The 23,151-nt window shown below is 71.6% G+C and carries 20 protein-coding genes and 1 pseudogene; 10 read left to right on the top strand and 11 right to left on the bottom strand.

Going from position 1 to position 23,151, the window contains the following annotated elements:
- Window positions 1-108: 108 nt before the first annotated feature.
- A complete protein-coding gene (locus ACFU95_RS42060) occupies window positions 109-270 on the bottom strand; it encodes a hypothetical protein (protein ID WP_383840111.1) in 162 nt (53 codons plus the stop codon).
- A gap of 245 nt (window positions 271-515) precedes the next feature.
- Between ACFU95_RS42060 and ACFU95_RS42055 the strand changes: the two genes are divergently transcribed.
- A complete protein-coding gene (locus ACFU95_RS42055) occupies window positions 516-1,439 on the top strand; it encodes an LLM class F420-dependent oxidoreductase (protein WP_383840108.1) in 924 nt (307 codons plus the stop codon).
- Between the two features lie 69 nt (window positions 1,440-1,508).
- Here the strand turns inward: ACFU95_RS42055 and ACFU95_RS42050 are convergent, their stop codons facing one another.
- Window positions 1,509-2,309: an SAM-dependent methyltransferase gene (locus ACFU95_RS42050; protein WP_383840106.1), complete on the bottom strand. Its 801-nt coding sequence runs from the start codon at window positions 2,307-2,309 to the stop codon at window positions 1,509-1,511.
- A 176-nt stretch (window positions 2,310-2,485) separates the two neighbouring features.
- Here ACFU95_RS42050 and ACFU95_RS42045 point away from each other — a divergent pair, with 176 nt between their 5' ends.
- Window positions 2,486-3,961: a 3' terminal RNA ribose 2'-O-methyltransferase Hen1 gene (locus ACFU95_RS42045; RefSeq protein WP_383840103.1), complete on the top strand. Its 1,476-nt coding sequence runs from the start codon at window positions 2,486-2,488 to the stop codon at window positions 3,959-3,961.
- Complete coding sequence (locus ACFU95_RS42040) at window positions 3,958-6,507, top strand: polynucleotide kinase-phosphatase (RefSeq protein WP_383840100.1); 2,550 nt, start codon at window positions 3,958-3,960, stop codon at window positions 6,505-6,507. Before ACFU95_RS42045 ends, ACFU95_RS42040 begins: the two co-directional genes overlap by 4 nt.
- A gap of 3 nt (window positions 6,508-6,510) precedes the next feature.
- Here the strand turns inward: ACFU95_RS42040 and ACFU95_RS42035 are convergent.
- Together ACFU95_RS42035 and ACFU95_RS42030 are read right to left on the bottom strand one after the other, a co-directional pair.
- A pseudogene (locus ACFU95_RS42035) lies at window positions 6,511-7,402 on the bottom strand (hypothetical protein).
- Window positions 7,399-8,436, bottom strand: a complete 1,038-nt coding sequence (locus tag ACFU95_RS42030) for an SPFH domain-containing protein (protein WP_383840119.1) — start codon at window positions 8,434-8,436, stop codon at window positions 7,399-7,401. The pseudogene ACFU95_RS42035 and the gene ACFU95_RS42030 overlap by 4 nt, the downstream one beginning before the upstream one ends.
- 135 nt (window positions 8,437-8,571) lie before the next feature.
- On the opposite strand from ACFU95_RS42030, the gene ACFU95_RS42025 reads away from it, so the two are divergent.
- A complete protein-coding gene (locus ACFU95_RS42025) occupies window positions 8,572-9,795 on the top strand; it encodes an arginine deiminase (protein WP_383840097.1) in 1,224 nt (407 codons plus the stop codon).
- A gap of 102 nt (window positions 9,796-9,897) precedes the next feature.
- Window positions 9,898-10,905, top strand: a complete 1,008-nt coding sequence (gene argF, locus ACFU95_RS42020; RefSeq protein ID WP_383840094.1) for an ornithine carbamoyltransferase — start codon at window positions 9,898-9,900, stop codon at window positions 10,903-10,905.
- A 42-nt stretch (window positions 10,906-10,947) separates the two neighbouring features.
- Here argF and ACFU95_RS42015 read toward each other — a convergent pair whose 3' ends face one another.
- Complete coding sequence (locus tag ACFU95_RS42015) at window positions 10,948-11,400, bottom strand: ATP-binding protein (RefSeq protein ID WP_383840091.1); 453 nt, start codon at window positions 11,398-11,400, stop codon at window positions 10,948-10,950.
- A gap of 304 nt (window positions 11,401-11,704) precedes the next feature.
- Between ACFU95_RS42015 and ACFU95_RS42010 the strand changes: the two genes are divergently transcribed.
- Window positions 11,705-12,532, top strand: coding sequence for an enoyl-CoA hydratase family protein (locus ACFU95_RS42010; RefSeq protein WP_383840088.1), 828 nt, complete (start codon window positions 11,705-11,707; stop codon window positions 12,530-12,532).
- A gap of 2 nt (window positions 12,533-12,534) precedes the next feature.
- Complete coding sequence (locus ACFU95_RS42005; RefSeq protein WP_383840085.1) at window positions 12,535-14,928, top strand: bifunctional salicylyl-CoA 5-hydroxylase/oxidoreductase; 2,394 nt, start codon at window positions 12,535-12,537, stop codon at window positions 14,926-14,928.
- 33 nt (window positions 14,929-14,961) lie between these two features.
- Here the strand turns inward: ACFU95_RS42005 and ACFU95_RS42000 are convergent, their stop codons facing one another.
- The 5 genes from ACFU95_RS42000 to ACFU95_RS41980 all read right to left on the bottom strand — a co-directional run bounded on the left by ACFU95_RS42000 (window position 14,962) and on the right by ACFU95_RS41980 (window position 20,187).
- Complete coding sequence (locus ACFU95_RS42000; RefSeq protein ID WP_383840082.1) at window positions 14,962-16,161, bottom strand: sulfate adenylyltransferase subunit 1; 1,200 nt, start codon at window positions 16,159-16,161, stop codon at window positions 14,962-14,964.
- A gap of 2 nt (window positions 16,162-16,163) precedes the next feature.
- Window positions 16,164-17,066, bottom strand: coding sequence for a sulfate adenylyltransferase subunit CysD (gene cysD / locus ACFU95_RS41995; RefSeq protein ID WP_383840079.1), 903 nt, complete (start codon window positions 17,064-17,066; stop codon window positions 16,164-16,166).
- Entirely contained in the window at window positions 17,063-17,629 is a 567-nt protein-coding gene (gene cysC / locus ACFU95_RS41990; RefSeq protein WP_383840076.1) for an adenylyl-sulfate kinase, read from the bottom strand. Before cysC ends, cysD begins: the two co-directional genes overlap by 4 nt.
- A 116-nt stretch (window positions 17,630-17,745) precedes the next feature.
- Entirely contained in the window at window positions 17,746-18,558 is an 813-nt protein-coding gene (locus tag ACFU95_RS41985; protein WP_383840073.1) for a PaaX family transcriptional regulator C-terminal domain-containing protein, read from the bottom strand.
- 15 nt (window positions 18,559-18,573) lie between these two features.
- A complete protein-coding gene (locus ACFU95_RS41980) occupies window positions 18,574-20,187 on the bottom strand; it encodes an AMP-binding protein (protein WP_383840070.1) in 1,614 nt (537 codons plus the stop codon).
- 220 nt (window positions 20,188-20,407) lie between these two features.
- On the opposite strand from ACFU95_RS41980, the gene ACFU95_RS41975 reads away from it, so the two are divergent.
- Together ACFU95_RS41975 and ACFU95_RS41970 are read left to right on the top strand one after the other, a co-directional pair.
- Complete coding sequence (locus tag ACFU95_RS41975; RefSeq protein ID WP_383840067.1) at window positions 20,408-21,616, top strand: acyl-CoA dehydrogenase family protein; 1,209 nt, start codon at window positions 20,408-20,410, stop codon at window positions 21,614-21,616.
- Window positions 21,613-22,011, top strand: coding sequence for a RidA family protein (locus tag ACFU95_RS41970; protein ID WP_383840064.1), 399 nt, complete (start codon window positions 21,613-21,615; stop codon window positions 22,009-22,011). Before ACFU95_RS41975 ends, ACFU95_RS41970 begins: the two co-directional genes overlap by 4 nt.
- Window positions 22,012-22,045: 34 nt before the next feature.
- Here ACFU95_RS41970 and ACFU95_RS41965 read toward each other — a convergent pair whose 3' ends face one another.
- Window positions 22,046-22,243: a DUF5999 family protein gene (locus ACFU95_RS41965; RefSeq protein WP_383840061.1), complete on the bottom strand. Its 198-nt coding sequence runs from the start codon at window positions 22,241-22,243 to the stop codon at window positions 22,046-22,048.
- 237 nt (window positions 22,244-22,480) lie between these two features.
- Here ACFU95_RS41965 and ACFU95_RS41960 point away from each other — a divergent pair, with 237 nt between their 5' ends.
- Window positions 22,481-22,933, top strand: coding sequence for a DUF6299 family protein (locus tag ACFU95_RS41960; RefSeq protein WP_383840058.1), 453 nt, complete (start codon window positions 22,481-22,483; stop codon window positions 22,931-22,933).
- Window positions 22,934-23,151: the final 218 nt, after the last annotated feature.

Genomic DNA, 23,151 nt, shown 5'->3' with positions numbered 1-23,151 from the left:
TTCAGGCCGACGGGGGTGCAGGGGGCGGAGCCCCCTGGCGGGGTCGAAGGGGCGGAGCCCCTGGGGATGGGACGGGTAGGGGCGGCGGGGGCGAGAGCGCTCGCCGGGTCAGCCGGCCTCGTCCTGTCGTTGGGGCCCGGTCGACTGGAGGTCCGCGTCCAGGGCCGAAAGGTCCGCGTTCAGGGCTGCCATCAGCTCCTCCATCTGCTGGAGCAGTCCTTTGGGCTGCCCGGCGCCGGTGGCGGGCTGTGGTGCGAATTCCTCGGACATGACGGCCTCCTCGGACCTCCGGCCCCCCAGTGGCAGCGGGCCGACACGGTGACACCCCGGCGGTCGGAAGGACGGGGGCGGGCGCCGGGCGGTCCGGCTCCGTTCGAGCCAACGATCACCGTCGGGGGCGGTCACTGGCCCGGGCAGGGGGCGGCACGGGCATTGACGGAATTCACCCGACCGGGGACGGAGGAGGCAGGGGGACCCGTGCGGTTGACGGCCGTCGAGGCGTGCAGGATGGAGACATGGATCTTCGCATCTTCACCGAGCCCCAGCAGGGGGCCACCTACGACACCCTTCTCACCGTGGCGAAGGCCACGGAGGATCTTGGGTTCGATGCCTTCTTCCGGTCGGACCACTACTTGAGGATGGGGGCCGGGGACGGACTTCCCGGGCCCACCGACGCCTGGATCACGCTTGCCGGTCTCGCACGGGAGACCAAGCGGATTCGTCTCGGCACCCTGATGACCGCCGGCACGTTCCGGCTGCCCGGCGTGCTGGCCATCCAGGTCGCCCAGGTGGACCAGATGTCCGGCGGCCGGGTCGAACTCGGCCTGGGCGCGGGCTGGTTCGAGGAGGAGCACAAGGCGTACGGCATCCCGTTCCCGAAGGAGAAGTTCGGCCGGCTGGAGGAGCAGCTCGCCATCGTCACGGGGCTGTGGGCGACGCAGGCCGGTGAGACCTTCGACTTCAAGGGCGAGCACTACACGCTCAGCGAGTCGCCCGCTCTGCCCAAGCCCGCCCAGGACAGGATTCCGGTGCTCATCGGCGGCCATGGCGCCACCCGTACCCCGCGGCTGGCCGGCAAGTACGCCGACGAGTTCAACATGCCGTTCGCCTCGATCGAGGACAGCGAGCGACAGTTCGGGCGGGTGCGGGCTGCCGCCGAGGAGGCCGGGCGCAAGGGTGACGACCTCGTCTACTCCAACGCCCTCGTCGTGTGCGTGGGCAAGGACGAGCAGGAGGTCGCCCGTCGCGCCGCCGCCATCGGGCGTCAGGTCGACGAGCTGAAGCTCAACGGCCTGGCCGGCTCTCCGGACGAGGTCGTCGAGAAGATCGGCCGGTACCAGGAGATCGGGTCGCAGCGGATCTATCTCCAGGTCCTCGACCTGGATGACCTGGACCACCTGGAGCTGATCTCCTCCCAGGTGCAGTCGCAGCTGTCGTAGGGCCGGCACGGGCGGTGGCGCTGTCGACCGGCGGACCGGGCCGTGCGGCGCGATCCGCCGGGCGTGGCGTCACGGCTTGGCGGCGACGCCCACGTACAGCGGTATGTCCTCGCCGCCGAGCTGTCCGCCGAGCTCGGGGTACCAGGCCGCGGCAAGCGAGACGCCGGGGTCCAGCAGGTCGAGGCCCGTGAAGAAGGCGGTGAAGGCGTCGCGCGATCGCACCTGGGCCGCGGTGCCGCCTCTGCGGTACACCTCGACGACCCGCTCCCAGGTCTCCGGGTCGAAGTCCCCCGTCGCGTGCGACAGCGTCACGTAGCTGCCGGGCGCGAGGGGCTCGATCAACTCGCTGACGATCCGGGCGGGTTCGTCCTCGTCCGGTACCAGGTGCAGGAGCGCCACGAGGGACAGGGCGATCGGCTGGGTGAAGTCGAGGGTTTGGCGCGCCGCCGCGAGGATCTTTCCCGGTTCCCGTACGTCGCCGTGGACGTAGGCGGTCCTTCCCTCGCGTGTGCTGTGCAGCAGGGCCTCGGCGTGCCGCAGGACGATCGGGTCGTTGTCCGCGTACACGACGCGGGCGTCGGGGACGATCCCCTGCGCGATCTGGTGGAGGTTCGGCGCGGTCGGGATTCCGGTTCCTATGTCGAGGAACTGGCGTACACCGCGCTCGGCCAGCAGTCGGGAGGCGCGGTGCATGAACCAGCGGTTGGTGCGCGCCATCTCCCGTACCGCGGGGAAGAGGGTGGCCACCTGCTCGGCCGCCTCCGCGTCGACCGGGTAGTTGTCCTTCCCGCCGAGGAAGTAGTCGTACATGCGGGCCGAGTGGGGCTTGCCGGTGTCGAGGTGGCGCGCGCGTAATCCGGCGTCTGTCACGTGAGACCTCCGCTTCTGGGCATGCGCGTACGCATGCCCGTACATGGGCGCTCAGTCGCACGTCGTTCGAACGCCCGGACGGTCGGAGGCTAGCGAAAATTCTCGGGTGTTGCCGTTGCCCGCTCTGTACGGTGGACGTATTCGCAGTTCAGCCCACTACTCCAAGGCCACCCACCGTGTTCCTGACCATCACCACCACCGGCACTCCGGAGCGTCCGGCCACCGATCTCGGCTTCCTGCTGCACAAGCATCCCGAGAAATCGCAGGCGTTCTCCACCTCCTACGGCAAGGCCCATGTCCTCTACCCGGAGGCGGACGACGAGCGCTGCACGGCCGCGTTGCTGCTGGAGGTCGACGCGGTGGCGCTGGTGCGGCGGGGCAAGGGAAAGGGCCGGGGCGGCGCGCCCGACGCGGCGCTCGCGCAGTACGTCAACGACCGGCCCTACGCCGCCTCGTCGCTGCTCGCGGTCGCGCTCAGCGGCGTGTTCTCCAGCGCGATGCGCGGCGTGTGCGGCGCCCGGCCGGATCTTCCGGCACAGGCGCGGCCCCTGCGGATCGAGGTGCCCGCGCTTCCGGCCCGGGGCGGCCCCGGACTCGTACGAGGGCTGTTCGAGCCGCTCGGGTGGGCGGTGACCGCCGAGCCCGTGCCGCTGGACGTGCGGTTCCCCGAGTGGGGCGACTCGCGGTATGTACGGCTAGTCCTGGAGTCGGAGGCGCTGACGCTCGCCGAGGCCCTGCGGCATCTGTACGTCCTGCTGCCGGTTCTCGACGACGCCAAGCACTACTGGGTCGCCGCCGACGAGGTCGACAAGCTGCTGAGGGCCGGTGAGGGCTGGCTGCCGGACCACCCGGAGCAGAAGGTGATCACCAGCCGGTACCTGTCGCGCCGCTGGTCGCTGACCCGGGAGGCGATGGAGCGGCTGGAGCTGGTGCGGCTCGCGGAGGCCGACGACAGCGAGGTCGAGGACATCGACAACGCCGTCGAGGCGGAGGGGGAGACGGAGGAGAAGCCGACTCCGCTCGCCGTGCTGCGGCGGGACGCGATCATCGCCGCGCTGAAGGCGTCCGGTGCCGCGCGCGTGCTCGATCTCGGGTGCGGGCAGGGGCAGTTGGTGCAGGCGCTGCTCAAGGACCCGGCGTTCACCGAGATCGTGGGCGTGGACGTGTCGATGCGGGCGCTCACCATCGCCGGGCGGCGGCTGAAGCTGGACCGGATGGGGGAGCGGCAGGCCGCGCGCGTGAAGCTCTTCCAGAGCTCCCTCGCCTACACCGACAAGCGGCTGGGGGGCTACGACGCCGCCGTGCTCAGTGAGGTCATCGAGCACCTCGACCTGCCGCGGCTGCCCGCCCTGGAGTACGCGGTGTTCGGTGCCGCCCGTCCGCGGACGGTCCTGGTGACGACCCCGAACGTCGAGTACAACGTCCGCTGGGAGTCCCTCCCGGCGGGACACGTCCGGCACGGCGACCACCGTTTCGAGTGGACCCGCGAGGAGTTCCGGGCGTGGGCGGCCGCGGTGGCCGAACGGCACGGGTACGGCGTGGAGTTCGTGCCCGTGGGGCCCGACGACCCTGAGGTGGGGCCGCCCACCCAGATGGCCGTCTTCAGCATGAAGAGCAGTGTGAACGAGGAGAAGGAGGCGAAGGCCGCATGAGCGAGACCACCCAGGCACCCCGGGGACGGGTCCTGCCCGTCACCGACCTCTCCCTCGTCGTGCTCGTCGGCGCCTCCGGCTCCGGCAAGTCCACCTTCGCCCGCCGGCACTTCAAGCCCACCGAGGTCATCTCCTCCGACTTCTGCCGCGGCCTGGTCTCCGACGACGAGAACGACCAGAGCGCGAGCCGGGACGCCTTCGACGTCCTGCACTACATCGCGGGCAAGCGCCTGGCCGCCGGCCGCCGTACGGTCGTCGACGCCACCAACGTGCAGCAGGACGCCCGCAAGCAGCTGATCCAGCTCGCGAAGCAGTTCGACGTGTTGCCCATCGCCATCGTGCTCGACGTGCCGGAGCAGGTGTGCGCCGAGCGCAACGCGAGCCGCACCGACCGGGCCGACATGCCGCGCCGGGTCATCCAGCGGCACACCCGCGAACTGCGTCGGTCGCTCAGGCAGCTGGAGCGCGAGGGCTTCCGCAAGGTGCATGTCCTGCGGGGCGTGGAAGACGTGGAGAACGCCACCGTCGTCACCGAGAAGCGCTTCAACGACCTCACCCACCTCACCGGCCCCTTCGACATCATCGGCGACATCCACGGCTGCGCCTCCGAACTGGAGTCGCTGCTCGGCAAGCTGGGCTACGTCGACGGGGTGCACGCCGAGGGTCGTACCGCCGTCTTCGTCGGCGACCTCGTCGACCGCGGCCCGGACAGCCCGGGTGTGCTGCGCCGCGTCATGGCGATGGTGAAGTCGGGCGACGCGCTGTGCGTGCCGGGCAACCACGAGAACAAGTACGGCCGCCACCTCAAGGGCCGCAACGTCCAGCACACCCACGGACTCGCCGAGACCATCGAGCAGATGGAGGGCGAGAGCGAGGAGTTCCGGGCCGAGGTACGGGAGTTCATCGACGGGCTCGTCAGCCACTACGTCCTCGACGGCGGCCGGCTGGTGGTCTGCCACGCCGGGCTGCCGGAGAAGTACCACGGGCGTACGTCCGGGCGGGTGCGTTCGCACGCGCTGTACGGCGACACCACCGGGGAGACCGACGAGTTCGGTCTGCCGGTGCGCTACCCGTGGGCCGAGGACTACCGGGGGCGGGCGGCTGTGGTGTACGGCCACACTCCGGTGCCGGACGCCACCTGGCTGAACAACACCATCTGCCTGGACACCGGCGCCGTCTTCGGCGGCAAGCTGACCGCGCTGCGCTGGCCGGAGCGGGAACTGGTCGACGTACCGGCCGAGCAGGTCTGGTACGAGCCGGCCAAGCCGCTGCGGACGGAGGCTCCGGGCGGGCACGACGGACGACCGCTCGACCTGGGCGACGTGCAGGGCCGCAGGGTCGTCGAGACACGGCACTCCGGCCGGGTGTCGGTCCGTGAGGAGAACGCGGCCGCGGCCCTGGAGGTCATGAGCCGCTTCGCCGTCGACCCGCGCCTGCTGCCGTATCTTCCGCCGACCATGGCGCCAACGGCCACGAGTCACATCGAGGGCTACTTGGAGCACCCGGCGGAGGCCTTCGCCCAGTACGCGGCGGACGGCGTCGAGCGGGTCGTGTGCGAGGAGAAGCACATGGGCTCGCGGGCCGTGGCGCTGGTGTGCCGGGACGCGGAGGTCGCGCGCAAGAGGTTCGGGGTGGACGGGCCGAGCGGCTCGCTGTACACGCGTACCGGTCGCCCCTTCTTCGACGACCAGTCGGTGACGGAGGCGATCCTGGACCGGGTCCGGGAGGCGGTCGGTGAGGCCGGTCTGTGGGCTGACCTGGAGACGGACTGGCTGCTGCTCGACGCCGAGCTGATGCCGTGGTCGCTGAAGGCGCAGGGCCTGCTGCGTTCGCAGTACGCGGCGGTCGGCGCCGCCTCCGGGGCGGTGTTCCCCGGTGCGCTGGCCGCGCTGGAGGGCGCTGCCGCGCGCGGCGTCGATGTGTCGGACCTGCTGACGCGGCAGCGCGAACGGGCCGCCGACGCGGTCTCGTTCACCGAGGCGTACCGCCGGTACTGCTGGACCACGGACGGCCTGGCCGGCGTACGCCTGGCACCGTTCCAGGTCCTCGCCGTCCAGGGCCGCAGCCTCGCCGCCCTCCCGCACGACGAGCAGCTCGCGCTCCTCGACCGGCTGGTGGAGCACGACGGCACGGGTCTGCTCCAGACGACCCGGCGCCTGTACGTCGACACCGGTGACCCGGAGTCGGTCCAGGCCGGCGTCGACTGGTGGCTGGAGATGACCGGCCGGGGCGGCGAGGGCATGGTCGTCAAGCCGCTCGGGGCGGTCGTACGCAGCGCGGAGGGGCGGCTCGTCCAGCCCGGTATCAAGTGCCGGGGACGCGAGTACCTGCGGATCATCTACGGTCCGGAGTACACCCGGCCGGACAACCTGGCCCGGCTGCGCAAGCGGTTCCTCAACCACAAGCGGTCCCTCGCCATCCGCGAGTACGCGCTCGGTCTGGAGGCCCTGGACCGGCTGGCCGAGGGTGAGCCGCTGTGGCGGGTGCACGAGGCGGTGTTCGGGGTGCTGGCACTGGAGTCGGAGCCGGTGGACCCGCGCCTGTGACGGTCAGCCGATGAGCCGCAGCCGCTCCCGGCACACGCCGACGCGCAGGGTCTGACCCCAGGTCAGCTCGACCGCGTCCGTCTCCATCCCGTCCCCGAAGGCGACCAGCCGCTCGGACTCGACGGTGAGGTGGAGACGGGTCGCGGCGGCGAGTTCCCCGGCCACCAGTGAGGTACCGGTGGCGGGGGACGGCCAGGCTTCCCGTACGAACCACAGCAGGCGTTCCTCAGGGCAGCCGTAGCCGCCCTCCCCGCTCCTGCCACACCGACCGGATCCAGCCGGTCGCCCCCGTCCCGGTGCCGATCAGCACCCCGGACGAGGCCTGGGCCTCGACGACACCCCCGTCGTCCTCCAGACCCAGGCGGTAGCGGGCCGTCTGGTGTCCGACGGCGCCCAGGTAGATCTCATTCAGCGCCACGAGCCGCTGGGTGTCGTCGGCGACGGCCTCCACCATGATGAGTTCGTCGCAGCGGACCCCTCCCGACTGGGTGGCGGCGAGCAACGGGGCGGCGTCCGCGGGGCGGTGACGCACCAGGACACCGGGGTTGCGGCCGGGGTCGGTGTCGATGCCCAGCACCGGCTGTCCGGCGAGGTACTTGGCCACGTTCGCCACCAGCCCGTCCTGGCCGACCACGACCACCACGTCCTCCGGCGCGAACAGGAAGCGGTCCAGGTCGGCCCGCTCCACCCGGCTCTGACGCCAGGTCAGCGGGATGGCGGCGGCCACCTCCGTCAGTGCCTGGCGCGTACGGCGGTGGCGCTCGGCGACCTCCGCGATGTCGCGGCCCCGGGAGGAGAGGAAGAAGGCGGCCTGGCCGTGCGTGCCGTGCCGGGCCACCAGCTCCTCGTACTCCGTGGTGCGATGGACCAGGACGACCCGCGGTGCGAGGCTCACACCTGCTCCCGCGTACCGAGCCGGGCGAGCAGGCCCGTCAGGACGTCCGGCGACACCGTCACGCTGTCGATCCGCGGCAGGTTCTCCGCCAGCCGGGTCCCGGTGAGCGCGTGCAGGGTCGCCACGTCCACCTCCGCGTGCACCCGCAGCCACGCCGCCTGTGCCTGCGCCCGCGCTTCACCGACCTCGCGCGCCCCCTCGGCCTCCGCCCGGGCCAGCCGTACGGACCGCGTGGCCTCCGCCTCCGCGAGCCGCACCGTCCGTGCCGCCTCCGCCTCGGCCCGCACCGCGTCGGCGGCAGCGCCCTCCTCGGCCTCGCGGCGGGTGTTCGTACCGCGCTGCTCCACCAACTGCTCCTCGCGACGGGCGAGTTCGATCTGGCTGGCCAGTTCGTTCTCGGCGATCGCGCGCTCCCGCTCGACGGCCACCGCCCGCCGCTCGTACGTCGCCCGGTCCGCCTCCTGCTGGATCTGCTCGCGGGCCGGGGTGCGCAGCGCCCGCTCGACCTCCGGCTCCGGACGCAGGGCCACGACGCGTACGGCGACCACCTCGATGCCGGTCGCCGGGAGGCGGGGCTCGCCGGCCAGGCCCGTCGCGATCCGCTCCCGCACCGCCGTGACGCCGTCGACCAGCGCCACCGACAGCGGAGTACGGGACAGGACGTCCAGCGCGTGCTGCTGGGCCGTCTCCGTCAGGAGCGTCCCCAGCTGCTCCAGCGGCGTGCCCCGCCAGGCGCCCGTGTCGGGGTCGACGGAGAAGTCCAGACGGGTCGCGGCCAGGGCCGGGTCGCTGATCCGGTAGGTGACCGTCGCCTGGACGGCCACGTCCTGGAAGTCGGACGTACGGGCATGGAAGGTCATCGCCAACTCGCGGTCGTCGACCGGTACTTCGGAGAGCGCGGCGGTCAGCGCCCGGTACCAGAAGCTGAGCCCGGGGCCGTCGTGCAGCAGTTTTCCGCCGCGGTGGTGGCGGATGTGCGCCGTGGGCGCGCCGCGCAGATGGCGCCAGCCGAGGCGCCGGGTGATGTCGGCCAGGGGATCCCCTCCGCGATTTCTCGTCATGGAGACGATAACGAGGGAGCCGGATTGTCGTCAAGGGGACGAGAATGAGAGGAGGGCAAGGAGGTCAAGCAGGGGGTGAAGACGGCCCCCGATGGTCAGGATGGAGGCATGGGATTCCATGTCGACTCCGAGGCCGGGCGGCTGCGCCGCGTCATCCTTCACCGGCCCGATCTAGAGCTCAAGAGGCTCACCCCCAGCAACAAGGACGCCCTGCTCTTCGACGACGTGCTGTGGGTGCGCAGGGCGCGCGCCGAGCACGACGGCTTCGCCGACGTCCTGCGCGACCGCGGGGTCACCGTCCACCTCTTCGGCGACCTGCTCACCGAGGCCCTGGAGATCCCGGCGGCCCGCAGGCTCGTCCTGGACCGGGTCTTCGACGAGAAGGAGTACGGGGTGCTGGCCACGGACCACCTCCGTGCGGCGTTCGAGAGCCTGCCCTCGGCCGAACTGGCCGAGGCCCTCGTCGGCGGCATGACCAAACGGGAGTTCCTGGAGGCGCACCCCGAGCCGACCTCCGTGCGCTTCCACGTCATGGAACTCGACGACTTCCTCCTCGCGCCCCTGCCCAACCACCTCTTCACCCGCGACACCTCCGCCTGGATCTACGACGGCGTCTGCGTCAACGCCATGCGCTGGCCCGCCCGGCAGCGCGAGACCGTGCACTTCGAGGCGATCTACCGGCACCACCCGCTGTTCCGTGACGAAACGTTCCGCGTCTGGTCCGAGGGGCAGGCCGACTACCCCTCCACCATCGAGGGCGGAGACGTCCTGGTGATCGGCAACGGGGCGGTCCTCATCGGGATGAGCGAGCGGACCACGCCCCAGGCCGTCGAGATGCTCGCCCACAAGCTGTTCGCCGCCGGGTCCGCGCAGACGATCGTGGCCCTCGACATGCCCAAGCGGCGCGCCCTCATGCATCTCGACACCGTGATGACGATGGTCGACGGTGACGTCTTCACGCAGTACGCCGGGCTCGGCATGCTCCGCTCGTACACGATCGAACCGGGCGCCGGCGACAAGGAGCTGAAGGTCACCGACCATCCGCCGGAGCACATGCACCGCGCGATCGCCGCCGCCCTGGGTCTCAGCGAGATCCGCGTCCTGACCGCGACCCAGGACGTCCACGCGGCCGAGCGTGAGCAGTGGGACGACGGCTGCAACGTGCTGGCCGTCGAGCCGGGTGTCGTCGTCGCCTATGAGCGCAACTCCACCACCAACACCCATCTGCGCAAGCAGGGCATCGAGGTGATCGAGATCCCGGGGAGCGAGCTGGGGCGCGGGAGGGGAGGGCCGCGCTGTATGAGCTGTCCGGTCGAGCGTGAGGCCGTATGAGGGGCCCGGGTCCCGGCGACGGCGGAGGCCAGTCCGTATAGAAATGCCGATGGTCGTATAGACTTCCAAGGTCCCTGTACTCGTCATACCCTGGAGCGCCTCATGGCGACTGTCCCGAGCGCCCTCGCCGGCCGCCACTTCCTCAAGGAGCTCGACTTCACCGAGCAGGAGTTCCTCGGGCTGATCGAGCTGGCCGCCGAGCTGAAGGCCGCCAAGAAGGCCGGGACCGAGACGCAGTACCTGCGGGGCAGGAACATCGCGCTGATCTTCGAGAAGACCTCGACGCGTACGCGCTGCGCGTTCGAGGTCGCGGCCGCGGACCAGGGCGCCTCGACGACGTACCTCGACCCGTCCGGCTCGCAGATCGGTCACAAGGAGTCCGTGAAGGACACCGCGCGGGTGCTGGGCCGGATGTACGACGGGATCGAGTACCGCGGTGACAGCCAGGCGAAGGTCGAGGAGCTGGCCGCGTACGCGGGCGTGCCCGTCTACAACGGCCTGACCGACGACTGGCACCCCACGCAGATGCTCGCCGACGTGCTGACGATGACGGAGCACAGCGCGAGGCCGCTCAAGGAGATCGCCTTCGCGTACCTGGGCGATGCCCGCTTCAACATGGGCAACTCGTATCTGGTCACCGGTGCGCTGCTCGGCATGGACGTGCGGATCGTCGCGCCCAAGGAGTACTGGCCCGGTGACGGGGTCGTGGCCCGCGCCCGCAAGCTGGCCGAGGGCAGCGGCGCCGTCATCACGCTCACTGAGGACGTCGCCGAGGGTGTCCGCGGCGCCGACTTCGTCGCCACGGACGTCTGGGTCTCCATGGGGGAGCCCAAGGAGGTCTGGGCCGAGCGGATCGCCGCGCTCGGCTCCTATGCGGTGACCATGGACGTCCTGCGCGCCACCGGCAATCCGGACGTCAGGTTCCTGCACTGTCTGCCGGCTTTCCACGACCTCGGTACGAAGGTCGGGCGCGAGATCTTCGAGAGCCATGGCCTGGACTCGCTGGAGGTGACCGACGAGGTCTTCGAGTCGGAGTACTCGGTGGTCTTCGACGAGGCGGAGAACCGGATGCACACGATCAAGGCGGTGCTGGTGGCGACGCTGGGGTGAGCCGCTTCGAGGGGGGAGCGCCGTAGCGGCAGCCCCGCGCCCCTAGGCCGACTTTCGCTGCGCCGGGATGACCGGCAGCCGGAACCACACCGCCTTGCCGGACTCGGTGGGGCGATGGCCGCAGGATGAACTGAGGGCCCGGATGAGGAGCAGGCCGCGGCCGTGCTCCTGCCAAGGGTCGGGATCCGTGGTGCGTGGCTTGGTCAGATCACCCGGCGGTGCCGGGTCCGGGTCGTGCACCTCGACCTGGCAGCCGGACGGCAGCAGCTCCACCACGAGCTCTATCGGGCCGCTCCCCGCGGTGTGCTCCACGGCGTTCGCGACCAGCTCCGCCGTGAGCAGCTCCGCGGTGTCGCTGTCGGCGGCGTGCTCCAGCTCGGCCAGCGCCGTACGGACCAGTGCGCGCGCCACGGGCACGGCTGCGGCCGTGTGCGGCAGTGCGATACGCCAGGAGGCGGAGGCGGAGGGGCGATCTTGCAAGGCGGGTCCGTTCATGAGCAGGCTGTCCTGCTTTCAACCTTATGAATGGTACGGCGCCACCCCGCAGAGGCTCCCGAAGGGCACCGTTCGAGACCTTCGGCCCCGACTGAAGGGCGGCTTACCCGGATGAACGTGCGGCCTCGCGCGGCTGATCCCACCGTTACGCGGGTGTCGACGAGCCGTGACGGATGTGACGGGGTCAGGTCACACTCGAATGGCTTATCGCGTGACCGTGACGACAGTCAAAGTTGGGTGATAGCTTCGAGGGGTAGAGCTCAGTGATGCAGTGCCCGCCGTCCGCCCGAGGAGGCCGCACGTCATGAGTCCCTTCACCGGCTCCGCCGCCCGCACCCCCGACTGGAAACACCTGCGGGTCGAGCTCGCCGACGGAGTCGCCACCGTCACTCTCGCCCGCCCCGAGAAGCTCAACGCGCTCACCTTCGGCGCCTACGCCGACCTGCGCGATCTGCTCGCCGAGCTGTCCCGGGAGCGTGCGGTACGGGCCCTGGTGCTGGCCGGCGAGGGCCGCGGCTTCTGCTCGGGCGGCGACGTCGACGAGATCATCGGCGCGACCCTGGCCATGGACACCGCCCAGCTCCTCGACTTCAACCGGATGACCGGGCAGGTCGTGCGGGCCGTCCGGGAGTGCCCGTTCCCGGTGATCGCGGCGGTGCACGGGGTGGCCGCCGGGGCCGGGGCGGTACTGGCGCTCGCCGCCGACTTCCGCATCGCCGACCCCACCGCCCGCTTCGCCTTCCTCTTCACCCGGGTCGGCCTGTCCGGCGGTGACATGGGCGCGGCCTACCTGCTGCCCAGGGTCGTCGGCCTCGGCCACGCGACCCGCCTGCTCATGCTGGGCGAACCGGTACGCGCACCCGAGGCGGAACGGATCGGCCTGATCAGCGAGCTGACGGAGGAGGGGCAGGTCGACGAGGCCGCCCAGACCCTGGCCCGCCGCCTCGCCGAGGGCCCGGCCCTGGCGTACGCCCAGACGAAGGCGCTGCTGACGGCCGAGCTGGACATGCCGCTCGCGGCAGCGGTGGAGATGGACGCGTCGACGCAGGCCCTGCTCATGAACGGCGAGGACTACGCGGAGTTCCACGCGGCGTTCACGGAGAAGCGCCCGCCGAAGTGGCAGGGGAGGTAGGGATGGTCTCGGCCGAGGGGACGGGAACGCCCTCAGGGGCGCGGGGCTTCACTGAATCCGCGGCGGGTGCCGCGCGGGAGCGACCAGCCACCACGGGCCCGCAGCCGTCGATGGAGACCAGCCACCCCCTACGAGTCGCGGTCATCGGCGGCGGCCCCGGCGGCCTCTACGCCGCCGCGTTGCTCAAACGCCTCGACCCGTCCCGCGAGATCACCGTCTGGGAACGCAACGCCCCCGACGACACCTTCGGCTTCGGAGTGGTCCTCTCCGACGAGACCCTGGGCGGCATCGAACACGCCGACCCGGTCGTCTACCGGGCTCTCCGCGAGGAGTTCATCCGCTGGGACGACATCGACATCGTCCACCGCGGCACCCGCCAGACCTCCGGAGGGCACGGCTTCGCGGCCCTCGGCAGGAAACGCCTCCTTCAGATCCTCCACGACCGCTGCCGCGAACTCGGCGTGGAACTCCGCTTCCGTACCGAGGCGCCCCCGCCGGATACGCTCAGGGAGACGTACGACCTGGTCATCGCCGCAGACGGTGTGCACAGCACCACCCGTGGGGCCTTGGCCCATGTGTTCCGCCCCCATGTGGCCGAACACCACTGCCGCTACATCTGGCTCGCCGCGGACTTCGCCCTCACATCCTTCCGCTTCGAGATCGCCGAGACCGAGCACGGCGTGATGCAGCTGCACGGCTACCCCTACGCGGCCGACGCCTCCACGGTGATCGTCGAGATGCGGGAAGAGGTCTGGCAGGCGGCCGGGTTCGCGGACCTCGACGAGCAGGAGTCCGTCGAGCGCTGCGCCAAGATCTTCGCGGAAGCGCTCCGCGGACGGCCGCTGAAGTCCAACAAGTCGGTGTGGACCACCTTCCGGACCGTGGTCAACGAGCGCTGGTCGCACGGCAACGTCGTCCTGCTCGGCGACGCCGCCCACACCGCGCACTTCTCCATCGGCTCCGGCACCAAGCTGGCCGTCGAGGACGCCCTGGCGCTCGCCGCCTGTCTGGAGGAACAGCCCTCCCTGGAGCGGGCGTTGGCGGCCTACGAGGAGGAACGCAGACCGGTCGTCGCCTCCACGCAGCGCGCCGCCCGCGCCAGCCTGGAGTGGTTCGAGAACCTCGGCCTCTACCTCGACCAGCCGCCGCGCCAGTTCGCCTTCAACCTCCTCACCCGCAGCCGCCGTGTCACCCACGACAACCTGCGCCTGCGCGACGCCCACTTCACCGAGGCCGTGGAGCGCGACTTCGGCTGTCCGCCCGGTACGCCCCCGATGTTCACCCCGTTCCGGCTGCGCGGCCTGACCCTGCGCAACCGGGTCGTCGTGTCCCCGATGGACATGTACTCGGCCACGGACGGCGTCCCCGGCGACTTCCACCTCGTCCATCTCGGCGCCCGCGCCCTCGGCGGCGCCGGCCTGGTCATGACCGAGATGGTGTGCGTCAGCCCGGAGGGACGGATCACCCCCGGCTGCGCCGGTCTCTACACCGGCAGACAGGGGGAGGCCTGGCGGCGGATCGTCCGGTTCGTGCACGCGCAGGCACCCGGCGCCGCGATCGGCGTGCAGCTCGGCCACAGCGGGCGCAAGGGCTCGACCAGGCTGATGTGGGAGGGCATCGACGAGCCGCTGGAGGACGGCAACTGGCCTCTCGTGGCCCCGTCCCCGATCCCGTACAAGCCGTACAGCCAGACCCCGCGCGAGCTGACCCGCTCCCAACTCACCGACATCCGCGAGCAGTTCACGTCAGCGGCCTGGCGCGCCGCCCGCGCCGGGTTCGATCTCCTCGAACTCCACTGCGCGCACGGCTATCTGCTCTCCGGCTTCCTCTCCCCACTGACCAACCGCCGCACGGACGCCTACGGCGGGTCGCTGGAGAAACGGCTCCGGTTCCCGCTCGAGGTCTTCGACGCCATCAGGGCCGTATGGCCCGAGGAACGGCCCATGACCGTCCGCATCTCCGCCACCGACTGGGCCGAAGGCGGTACGACGGCCGAGGACGCCGTCGCGATCGCCCGTGCCTTCGCCGCGCACGGCGCCGACGCCGTCGACGTGTCGAGCGGGCAGGTCGTCGCCGACGAACAGCCGGAGTTCGGGCGGTCCTACCAGACCCCGTACGCCGACCGGATCCGCCATGTCACCGGCCTCCCGGTGATCGCGGTCGGCGCCATCTCCTCCTGGGACGACGTCAACTCCCTGATCCTGGCGGGCCGTACGGACCTGTGCGCCCTGGCCCGCCCCCACCTCTACGACCCGCACTGGACGCTGCACGCCGCGGCCGAGCAGGGCTACGACGGTCCGGGCGTCGTCTGGCCGGCCCCGTACCGGGCGGGCAGCCGCCGCCCGCAGACCGGACGCACGGACGCCCCCAAGCCCCGCCTGACGCTCGGGACCTGAGGGCGCCCGGTCCGCCGGCGAGGGAGGCGCTGCCTACAGCTCGGCCATCCCCGCGGTGAGGGTCGTACCGTCCGCCGGGTCGATCAGGAGGAACGCGCCCGTGCGCCGGGCCACCGCGTAGTCGTCGAGCGCCAGCGGCTCGCCGGTGCGCAGGATGATCCGGCCGAGGTCGTTCGCGGCCCGCTCGGACGCGCCCGCCAGGTCCCCGACGATCGCGTTCACGGTCCGCGTCGTGTGCCGGATCAGCACCCGGTCTCCCACCCTCAGCGGCCGGTCCGCCAGATGGCAGACCGCCGCCCGTACCTCCTGCGTGAGCGCCGGCAGGTCGGCACCCGCGGTGATCATGTCCCCGCGCGAGACATCCCGCTGGGCGGCGAGGCGCACACTGATCGACTGCGGCGCGTGGGCCATGTCGACGCTCCTGCCGAGTACGTCGATGCCGGTGATCTCGGATGTCGCGCCGGACGGGTGCACGGTCACCCGGTCGCCGACCCGTAGCGCTCCGGACGCCAACTGCCCGGCGTAGTGGCGGACCTCGCCGTGCCGGATCACGTACTGGACGGGGAAGCGGGCGGGGGCGTCGGCGGGGGTGGTGGCGACGGGGACGTTCTCCAGGAACTCCAGGAGTGCCGGGCCGCCGTACCAGCCCATGTGCTCCGAGCGCCGCACGACGTTGTCCCCGACGAGCGCCGACACCGGGATCGGTGTGAAGCCGGGCAGGCCCAAGTCGGCGGCGTGGCCCGCGAAGTCCTCGACGATACGGTCGAACGCCTGCTCCGCGTACCCGACCAGGTCCATCTTGTTGACGGCGAGGACCACGTGCGGCACCCGGAGCAGGGCGGCCACGGCGGCGTGTCTGCGGGTCTGCTCGACCACCCCGTTGCGGGCGTCGACCAGGACGATCGCCAGGTCGGCGGTGGAGGCGCCGGTGACCATGTTGCGGGTGTACTGCACATGGCCGGGGGTGTCGGCGAGGATGAACCGGCGCCGGGGCGTGGCGAAGTAGCGGTACGCCACGTCGATGGTGATGCCCTGCTCGCGCTCGGCGCGCAGCCCGTCCGTGAGCAGGGCGAGGTCGGGGGCGTCCTGGCCACGGTTGCGGGAGGCGTGCTCGACGGCCTCCAACTGGTCGACGAGGACCGACTTGGAGTCGTGCAGCAGCCGGCCGACCAGGGTGGACTTGCCGTCGTCGACGGAGCCCGCCGTGGCGAACCGGAGCGTGTCAACGGTCATGATCAGAAGTACCCCTCGCGCTTGCGGTCTTCCATCGCGGCCTCGGAAAGCTTGTCGTCGGCGCGGGTCGCGCCACGCTCGGTGAGCCGGGAGGCGGCGATCTCGGCGATCACCTTCTCGATGGTGTCGGCGTCGGAGTCCACCGCGCCGGTGCAGGACATGTCGCCGACCGTGCGATAGCGGACCTGTCGCTTCTCGACGGTCTCGTGCTCGCGGGGCCCGCCCCAGTCACCCGCCGTCAGCCACATGCCGTCGCGCCGGAACACCTCGCGTCGATGGGCGAAGTAGATGTCCGGCAGCTCTATGTGCTCGCGCGCCATGTACTGCCAGACGTCCAGCTCGGTCCAGTTGGACAGGGGGAAGACCCGGACGTGTTCACCGGGCGCATGCCGCCCGTTGTACAGGTTCCACAGCTCGGGCCGCTGACGGCGCGGGTCCCACTGGGAGAACTCGTCCCGGAGGCTGAACACCCGTTCCTTCGCCCGCGCCTTCTCCTCGTCGCGCCGACCGCCGCCGAAGACCGCGTCGAACCTCTCGCTCCGGATCCTCTCGGTCAGCGGCACCGTCTGGAGTGGATTCCGTGTCCCGTCAGGACGTTCGCGCAGCACACCCCGGTCGATGTAGTCCTGTACGGAGGCCACATGGAGCCGCAGCCCATGTGCGGCCACCACACGGTCCCGGTAGTCGAGGACCTCCGGGAAGTTGTGCCCGGTGTCCACGTGCAGCAACGCGAAGGGCACCGGCGCCGGAGCGAACGCCTTCAACGCCAGGTGCAGCATGACGATCGAGTCCTTCCCGCCGGAGAAGAGGACCACCGGCCGCTCGAACTCACCCGCCACCTCACGGAAGATGTGCACCGCCTCGGACTCCAGCGCGTCCAGATGCGACAGACCGGACACCGTCACACCAGCCCCCGCTCCGCGAGGAAGGCGTACACGGCGTCGGCCGACTCGTGGGGCGTCTGCAGCTGTGTGGGAAGCACGAGCGACGGGTTCACCGGCGGCTCGTACGGGTCGTCGACCCCCGTCAGTCCGGAGAGTTGCCCTGCCGCCTGCCGGGCGTACAGCCCCTTCACGTCCCGCTCGCTGCACACCGCCACCGGGGTGGCCACATGCACCTCGACGTAGGGAGTGGCGCTGGCCTCGTGGCGTTTGCGCACGGCCTCGCGGCTGTCGGCGTAGGGGGCGATCACGGGGACGACGGACAGGACCCCGTTGCGGGCGAGCACCTCGGAGACCAGCCCGATGCGCTGCACGTTGGTGCTGCGGTCCTCCCGCGAGAAGCCGAGCCCGGCGGAGAGGAAACGGCGTATCTCGTCGCCGTCGAGGACCTCCACGCGATGTCCCTCGGCCTTCAGCCGGTCACCGAGCAGGCGGGCGACGGTCGTCTTCCCCGCGCTCGGCAGTCCGGTGAGCCAGACGGTGGCTCCGCGAGCCCTCGGGCCTCCCTTTCGGGGCGTGGTGGTCATGCGCAACAGTCCTCATCTCTTACCTGTGGACGACCCGATGGACGCTAGGTAAGAAACTTGAGAAGAGGCGCAGAGGAACCTGAGGGTTGCGTGAGTGGCGTGTGGTGTGCCCGAGGTCACAGGCCGACGTAAGAGGCTCCCGCGTCCCGCAGGCGCTCGTGCAGGCCCCGGAAGACGGCGGCCGAGCGCACCCCCGGCCAGTCCGCCGGGAGCAGCCGGGCGGGCAGGCCCGGGTCGGTGTAGGGGAGGTGGCGCCAGGAGTCCAGGGCGAGGAGGTAGTCGCGGTACGCCTCCTCGGGCGCCGTGTCCAACCGCTGCTCCCAGTCGTGCAGCACGCGCGCGTGGCGGTCCAGGAACGCCTCGTGCTCCTTGGCGATCGCGGCCAGGTCCCACCAGCGGGCGACTGCCTCCACGGTCGGCGTGAAGCCGAGGTGCTCGCCGCGGAAGAAGTCGACGTACACCTCCAGGCGCAGCCGCTGAAGGGTGTGCCGGGCCTCTTCGTAGAGCCGCGCCGGGGCGATCCACACGCCCGGAGCCGCCGTCCCGAAGCCCAGGCCGGCCAGCCGGGAGCGCAGGACGTGCCGCTTCTGCCGCTCCGACTCCGGCACCGAGAACACCGCGAGCACCCAGCCCTGGTCCTCGGGCGGCGCGAGGGCGTAGATGCGCCGGTCGCCGTCGTCGAGCAACTGGCGGGCGTCCGGCGACAGTTCGTATCCCGCCGCGCCCTGTGCCGTACGGGCCGGCAGCAGCAGCCCGCGCCGCTTCAGCCGCGACACCGACGAACGGACGGACGGAGCGTCCACGCCGACCGCGGCCAGCAGTCTGATCAGCTCGGCGACCGGTACCGGGCCGGGCAGGTAGCGGCCGTAGGCGCCGTAGAGCGTGACGATGAGAGACCGTGGTGCATGCTGGTCGGACACGTTGATCATCTTAGGTCGTACGGATCACTGCCGGTCACCCCCCGCGTCCCCGCCGTCGCGCAGCCGGAAATGCTGGAGCTTGCCGGTCGCGGTGCGCGGCAGCGCGTCCAGGAAGACGATCTCGCGCGGGCACTTGTACGGCGCCAGCTCGGCCTTGACGAACGCGCGCAGCGCCTCCACGTCCCGCCGCGCCCCCTCCCTGAGCACGGCGTACGCCACCACGACCTGTCCGCGTGCCTCGTCGGGGCGTCCCACCACCGCCGTCTCCAGCACGTCCGGGTGGCGCAGCAGGGCTTCCTCGACCTCCGGGCCGGCGATGTTGTAGCCGGCCGAGATGATCATGTCGTCCGCGCGGGCGACATAGCGGAAGTAGCCGTCACTCTCCCGGACGTAGGTGTCGCCGGTGATGTTCCAGCCGTCGCGCACGTACTCGCGCTGCCGGGGGTCGGCGAGGTAGCGGCAGCCGACCGGTCCGCGCACGGCGAGCAGTCCGGGCTCCCCGTCGGGCTGTTCCCGGCCCTCGTGGTCGACCACGCGCGCGTGCCAGCCCGGGACCGGCCTCCCCGTCGTGCCGGGCCTGATGTGCTCGTCGGCCGCGGAGATGAAGATGTGCAGCAACTCGGTGGCGCCGATGCCGTTGATGATGCGCAGCCCGGTCCGCTCGTGCCAGGCCCGCCAGGTGGCGGCCGGCAGGTTCTCGCCCGCGGAGACGCAGCGGCGCAGCGAGGAGATGTCGTGCGAGTCGAGTTCGTCGAGCATGGCGCGGTACGCGGTCGGCGCGGTGAACAGCACGGAGACCCGGTGCTCGGTGATCGCGGGCAGCAGCTGTCTGGGACCGGCCTGTTCGAGGAGCAGGGCGCTGGCGCCGGCCCGCATCGGGAAGATGACGAGGCCGCCGAGGCCGAACGTGAAGCCGAGCGGGGGACTGCCGGTGAAGACATCGCCCACATGTGGGCGCAGCACATGGTCGGAGAAGGTGTCCGCTATGGCGAGCACATCCCGGTGGAAGTGCATACAGCCCTTGGGCCGTCCGGTGGTACCGGAGGTGAAGGCGATGAGCGCGACGTCGTCGGCCGCGGTGTCGGCGGCGGGGTACGGCGCGTCGGGCGCCGGGCGGCGCAGCGCGTCGTCGGGGGCGTCGCCGCCGTACGTGGTGATCCGCAGCCCGGGTATCTCGGCCTTGGCGAGGTCGTCGACGGCCCTGATGTCGCACAGCGCGTGCCGCACCCGGGCGATCTCGCAGACGGTCCGCAGCTCGTGCGGCCGCTGCTGGGCCAGCACGGTGACGGCGACCGCGCCCGCCTTCAGCACCGCCAGCCAGCAGGCGGCCAGCCAGGGCGTGGTCGGGCCGCGCAGCAGCACCCGGTTGCCGGGGACGACCCCGAGGTGGTCGGTGAGCACATGGGCGAGCCGGTCGACGCGAGTGCGCAGTGTGCCGTACGTCCATGTGTCGCCGGACGGGGTGTGGAACACGGGCCGCTCGTCGGGCGGGCCGTCGAGCAACTCGGCGGCCGCGTTGAGCCGATCGGGGTAGCGCAGCCCCGGCAGGTCGAAGCGGAGTTCGGGCCACTGGTCGGGCGGTGGCAGATGCTCGCGGGCGAAGGTGTCGACGTGGGCGGAGCGGTGCAGACCGGCCATGGCGGTTCGCCCCCTTGCCGTGTGGGCTGCCTTGTGGGCTTCGGGCTTCTAGGCGTCGTCGTGGGCCAAGCGGGGCCCGGGGGGAGTGCGGGTGCACTCCCCAGGACCCGCTCACCACACGGAGCGTATCGTGTTGGTGACGACAGTCAATGGTGCGCGATATCGTCGAGGAGGTCCGTCGAGAGGGCTCGTCGCGGACGGCCCCGCAGGGAGGTCGGCAATGCCCGCATTCTCACTCGATCCACCGCAAACCGCTTGGTGTGCCGAACTGCGCACCGTGGCCGCCGAACGGCTGCGGCCGCTCGCGGAGAAGGGCGAACCCGGGCACGTCAACCGCCCCCTGGTCGCCGAACTCGGGCGACTGGGGCTGCTGAAGCGGCTGTTCACCTCCGGAGCGGTCGACCTGTGCCTGATGCGGGAGTCCCTCGCGTATGCCTGCACGGAGGCGGAGACCGCCCTCGCCCTCCAGGGCCTGGGCGCGTATCCCGTCCATGCGTACGGCACCCCGGCCCAGCGGGACCGCTGGCTGCCGCAGGTGACCGAGGGCGGCGCGGTGGCGGCCTTCGCGCTGAGCGAGCCGGGGGCCGGGTCGGACGCGGCGGCGCTCGAGCTGCGCGCGGAGCGGGAAGAGGGGGAGGGGCGGGAGGACGTGCCGCCCGGGCAGTCGGTACGGACGCCGGGCGGCTCACTTGCCGCCCACCCCGACGGCCCCGCCCGCTGGCGCCTCACCGGCGAGAAGTGCTGGATCTCCAACGCCCCCGAGGCCGACTTCTACACCGTCTTCGCCCGCACCACCCCCGGCGCCGGCGCCCGCGGGGTCACCGCGTTCCTGGTGCCCGCGGACCGCCCCGGCCTCACCGGCACGGGCCTCGACATGCTGTCCCCGCACCCGATCGGCGCCCTCGGCTTCGACGCCGTCCCGGTCACCGCCGACGACGTGCTGGGCGAGCCGGACCGCGGCTTCCGGGTCGCGATGGGCACCCTCAACCTCTTCCGGCCCAGCGTCGGCGCCTTCGCCGTCGGCATGGCACAGGCGGCGCTGGACGCGACCCTCGCCCACACGGCCCGACGGGACGCGTTCGGCGGCAAGTTGAAGGACCTCCAGACGGTCGCCCACCAGGTCGCCGAGATGGCCCTGCGCACGGAGGCGGCCCGCCTCATGGTGTACGCGGCGGCGACGGCGTACGACGAGGAGGCCCCGGACGTGCCGGGGCGCGCCGCGATGGCGAAGCTGCTCGCGACGGAGAGCGCGCAGTATGTCGTCGACATGGCGGTCCAGTTGCACGGCGCCCGTGCGCTACGCCGCGGCCACCTGCTCGAACACCTCTACCGTGAGGTGCGCGCCCCGCGCGTCTACGAAGGGGCCAGCGAGGTCCAGCGCGGCATCATCGCCAAGGAGTTGTACGCGAACATGGAGGCCGGCCGGTGAGTACCGAGCGCGTCAACCCGCCCGATCTGTCCCCGCCCACCGGTTTCTCCCACGTGGTCGTCGCCACCGGCTCACGGGTCGTGTTCCTGGCCGGGCAGACCGCTCTCGACGCCGACGGCAAGGTGGTCGGGGAGACGCTGCCGGAACAGTTCGAGCAGGCGCTCACGAATCTGCTGGCCGCGCTGGCGGCGGCCGGTGGCACACCGGCCGATCTCGCGCGGGTCACCGTCTACGCCACGGACATCGCCGGGTACCGCTCCCAGGTCGCCGAACTCGGCCGCATCTGGCGGCAGTCGGCGGGCCGTGACTATCCGGCGATGGCGGTCGTCGAGGTCGTCCGCCTCTGGGACGAACGGGCGATGGTGGAGCTCGACGGGTTCGCCGTACTGCCGTAGGGCCCGGTCGTGCGGCGGTGGCCGAGGGCCGTGCTCACGCCGCCATGGCGAGCCGCCCGGCCGGCACCCGGTGCGGTGCGACGACGCGACCGTCGGGCAGCAGCTCACCGCTGTCGTCGAAGACGATCGCACCGTCGCAGAGCAGGCTCCAGCCCTGCTCGGGGTGTGCGGCGACCACATGTGCGGCGGCCTGGCTGACGAGGGAAGGGCACGAAGGCTGGTGGGAACACATGGCGCACCTCCACATAGGGCGGACGAGCCGTGTGGGTCGTCCATATGGGTAGACCATCCTCCCGTCCCGCACTCATCGGAACGCCCCGCCGTGAACCGTGACAACACGCGGACAACTCTCTGACCGATCCACGAAGGTCGGGGCGGACTCGCCACCGAAGGGGTGACGATCACGGCCATGAGCACACCGGCCGGGTACCAGTGGAGCGCCCCACTCCGCCCACCGGGAGGTCATCCCATGCCCCTGCGCCCTGTCCTCGCCACCGCCGTCGGCACCGCCCTGCTCCTGCTGGTCGCCGCGCCCTCGGCCCTCGCGGACTCCGACGTCACCGCCGAGACCAAGGAGACCGTGACGGTCGACAAGACGGTCCGCATGACCGCGGACGGCACCGTCACCGTCGGCGGCACCTACAGCTGCGTCGACAGCGCGGGCCCCGTCTTCGTGAGCGTCTCCGTCGGCCAGAAGGCATCCACCACCCGGTACGCCATCGGCGGCACCCTCGCCGTGTGCGACGGCAAGAAGCACCGCTGGGAGAACAAGAGCAAGCACTCCCCGGCCACCCTCAAGCACGGCAAGGCCGACGTCGAGGCCACCCTCGTGGAACTCCGCCCCGTGGACGGCCTGGGCGGCCTGCCGCTGCCCCACTTCCACGCGGCACTGAAGAAGGACATCACGCTGTCGAAGGCGTGACGGGGCAGCCCGCTCCACGGGTTCTCGCCGTTCGGGCCCCTGCCGTTCGGGCTTTCGCCGTTCCGGCCCTTGCCGTTCGGGCCAGCCTCACGCGGCGGGGGGGGGGGGCGCCCCCCCCCCCCCCCCCCCCCCCCCCAGAGCGGGTGGGGTGCGGGGGGGGAGGAGGGCGAGCTGGGTTCTTTCTCCGCGATACCGCGAGACAGCGAGGCGGTGGGCGG

This window comes from Streptomyces sp. NPDC057623 (assembly GCF_042800355.1).
Lineage (GTDB): Bacteria > Actinomycetota > Actinomycetes > Streptomycetales > Streptomycetaceae > Streptomyces.
This window is presented reverse-complemented; position numbering and strand designations above follow the sequence as displayed.

Bases quoted from the DNA above. Each gene is read 5' to 3' on its own strand.
- ACFU95_RS41985 (WP_383840073.1), bottom strand. From the start codon at position 18,558: ATGATCAACGTGTCCGACCAGCATGCACCACGGTCTCTCATCGTCACG.
- ACFU95_RS41965 (WP_383840061.1), bottom strand. From the start codon at position 22,243: ATGTGTTCCCACCAGCCTTCGTGCCCTTCCCTCGTCAGCCAGGCCGCC.
- argF (WP_383840094.1), top strand. From the start codon at position 9,898: ATGGCGACTGTCCCGAGCGCCCTCGCCGGCCGCCACTTCCTCAAGGAG.
- ACFU95_RS41960 (WP_383840058.1), top strand. From the start codon at position 22,481: ATGCCCCTGCGCCCTGTCCTCGCCACCGCCGTCGGCACCGCCCTGCTC.
- ACFU95_RS41975 (WP_383840067.1), top strand. From the start codon at position 20,408: ATGCCCGCATTCTCACTCGATCCACCGCAAACCGCTTGGTGTGCCGAA.
- ACFU95_RS42000 (WP_383840082.1), bottom strand. From the start codon at position 16,161: ATGACCGTTGACACGCTCCGGTTCGCCACGGCGGGCTCCGTCGACGAC.
- ACFU95_RS42010 (WP_383840088.1), top strand. From the start codon at position 11,705: ATGAGTCCCTTCACCGGCTCCGCCGCCCGCACCCCCGACTGGAAACAC.
- ACFU95_RS42005 (WP_383840085.1), top strand. From the start codon at position 12,535: ATGGTCTCGGCCGAGGGGACGGGAACGCCCTCAGGGGCGCGGGGCTTC.
- ACFU95_RS42015 (WP_383840091.1), bottom strand. From the start codon at position 11,400: ATGAACGGACCCGCCTTGCAAGATCGCCCCTCCGCCTCCGCCTCCTGG.
- ACFU95_RS41980 (WP_383840070.1), bottom strand. From the start codon at position 20,187: ATGGCCGGTCTGCACCGCTCCGCCCACGTCGACACCTTCGCCCGCGAG.
- ACFU95_RS42025 (WP_383840097.1), top strand. From the start codon at position 8,572: ATGGGATTCCATGTCGACTCCGAGGCCGGGCGGCTGCGCCGCGTCATC.
- ACFU95_RS42040 (WP_383840100.1), top strand. From the start codon at position 3,958: ATGAGCGAGACCACCCAGGCACCCCGGGGACGGGTCCTGCCCGTCACC.
- ACFU95_RS42060 (WP_383840111.1), bottom strand. From the start codon at position 270: ATGTCCGAGGAATTCGCACCACAGCCCGCCACCGGCGCCGGGCAGCCC.
- cysC (WP_383840076.1), bottom strand. From the start codon at position 17,629: ATGACCACCACGCCCCGAAAGGGAGGCCCGAGGGCTCGCGGAGCCACC.
- ACFU95_RS42055 (WP_383840108.1), top strand. From the start codon at position 516: ATGGATCTTCGCATCTTCACCGAGCCCCAGCAGGGGGCCACCTACGAC.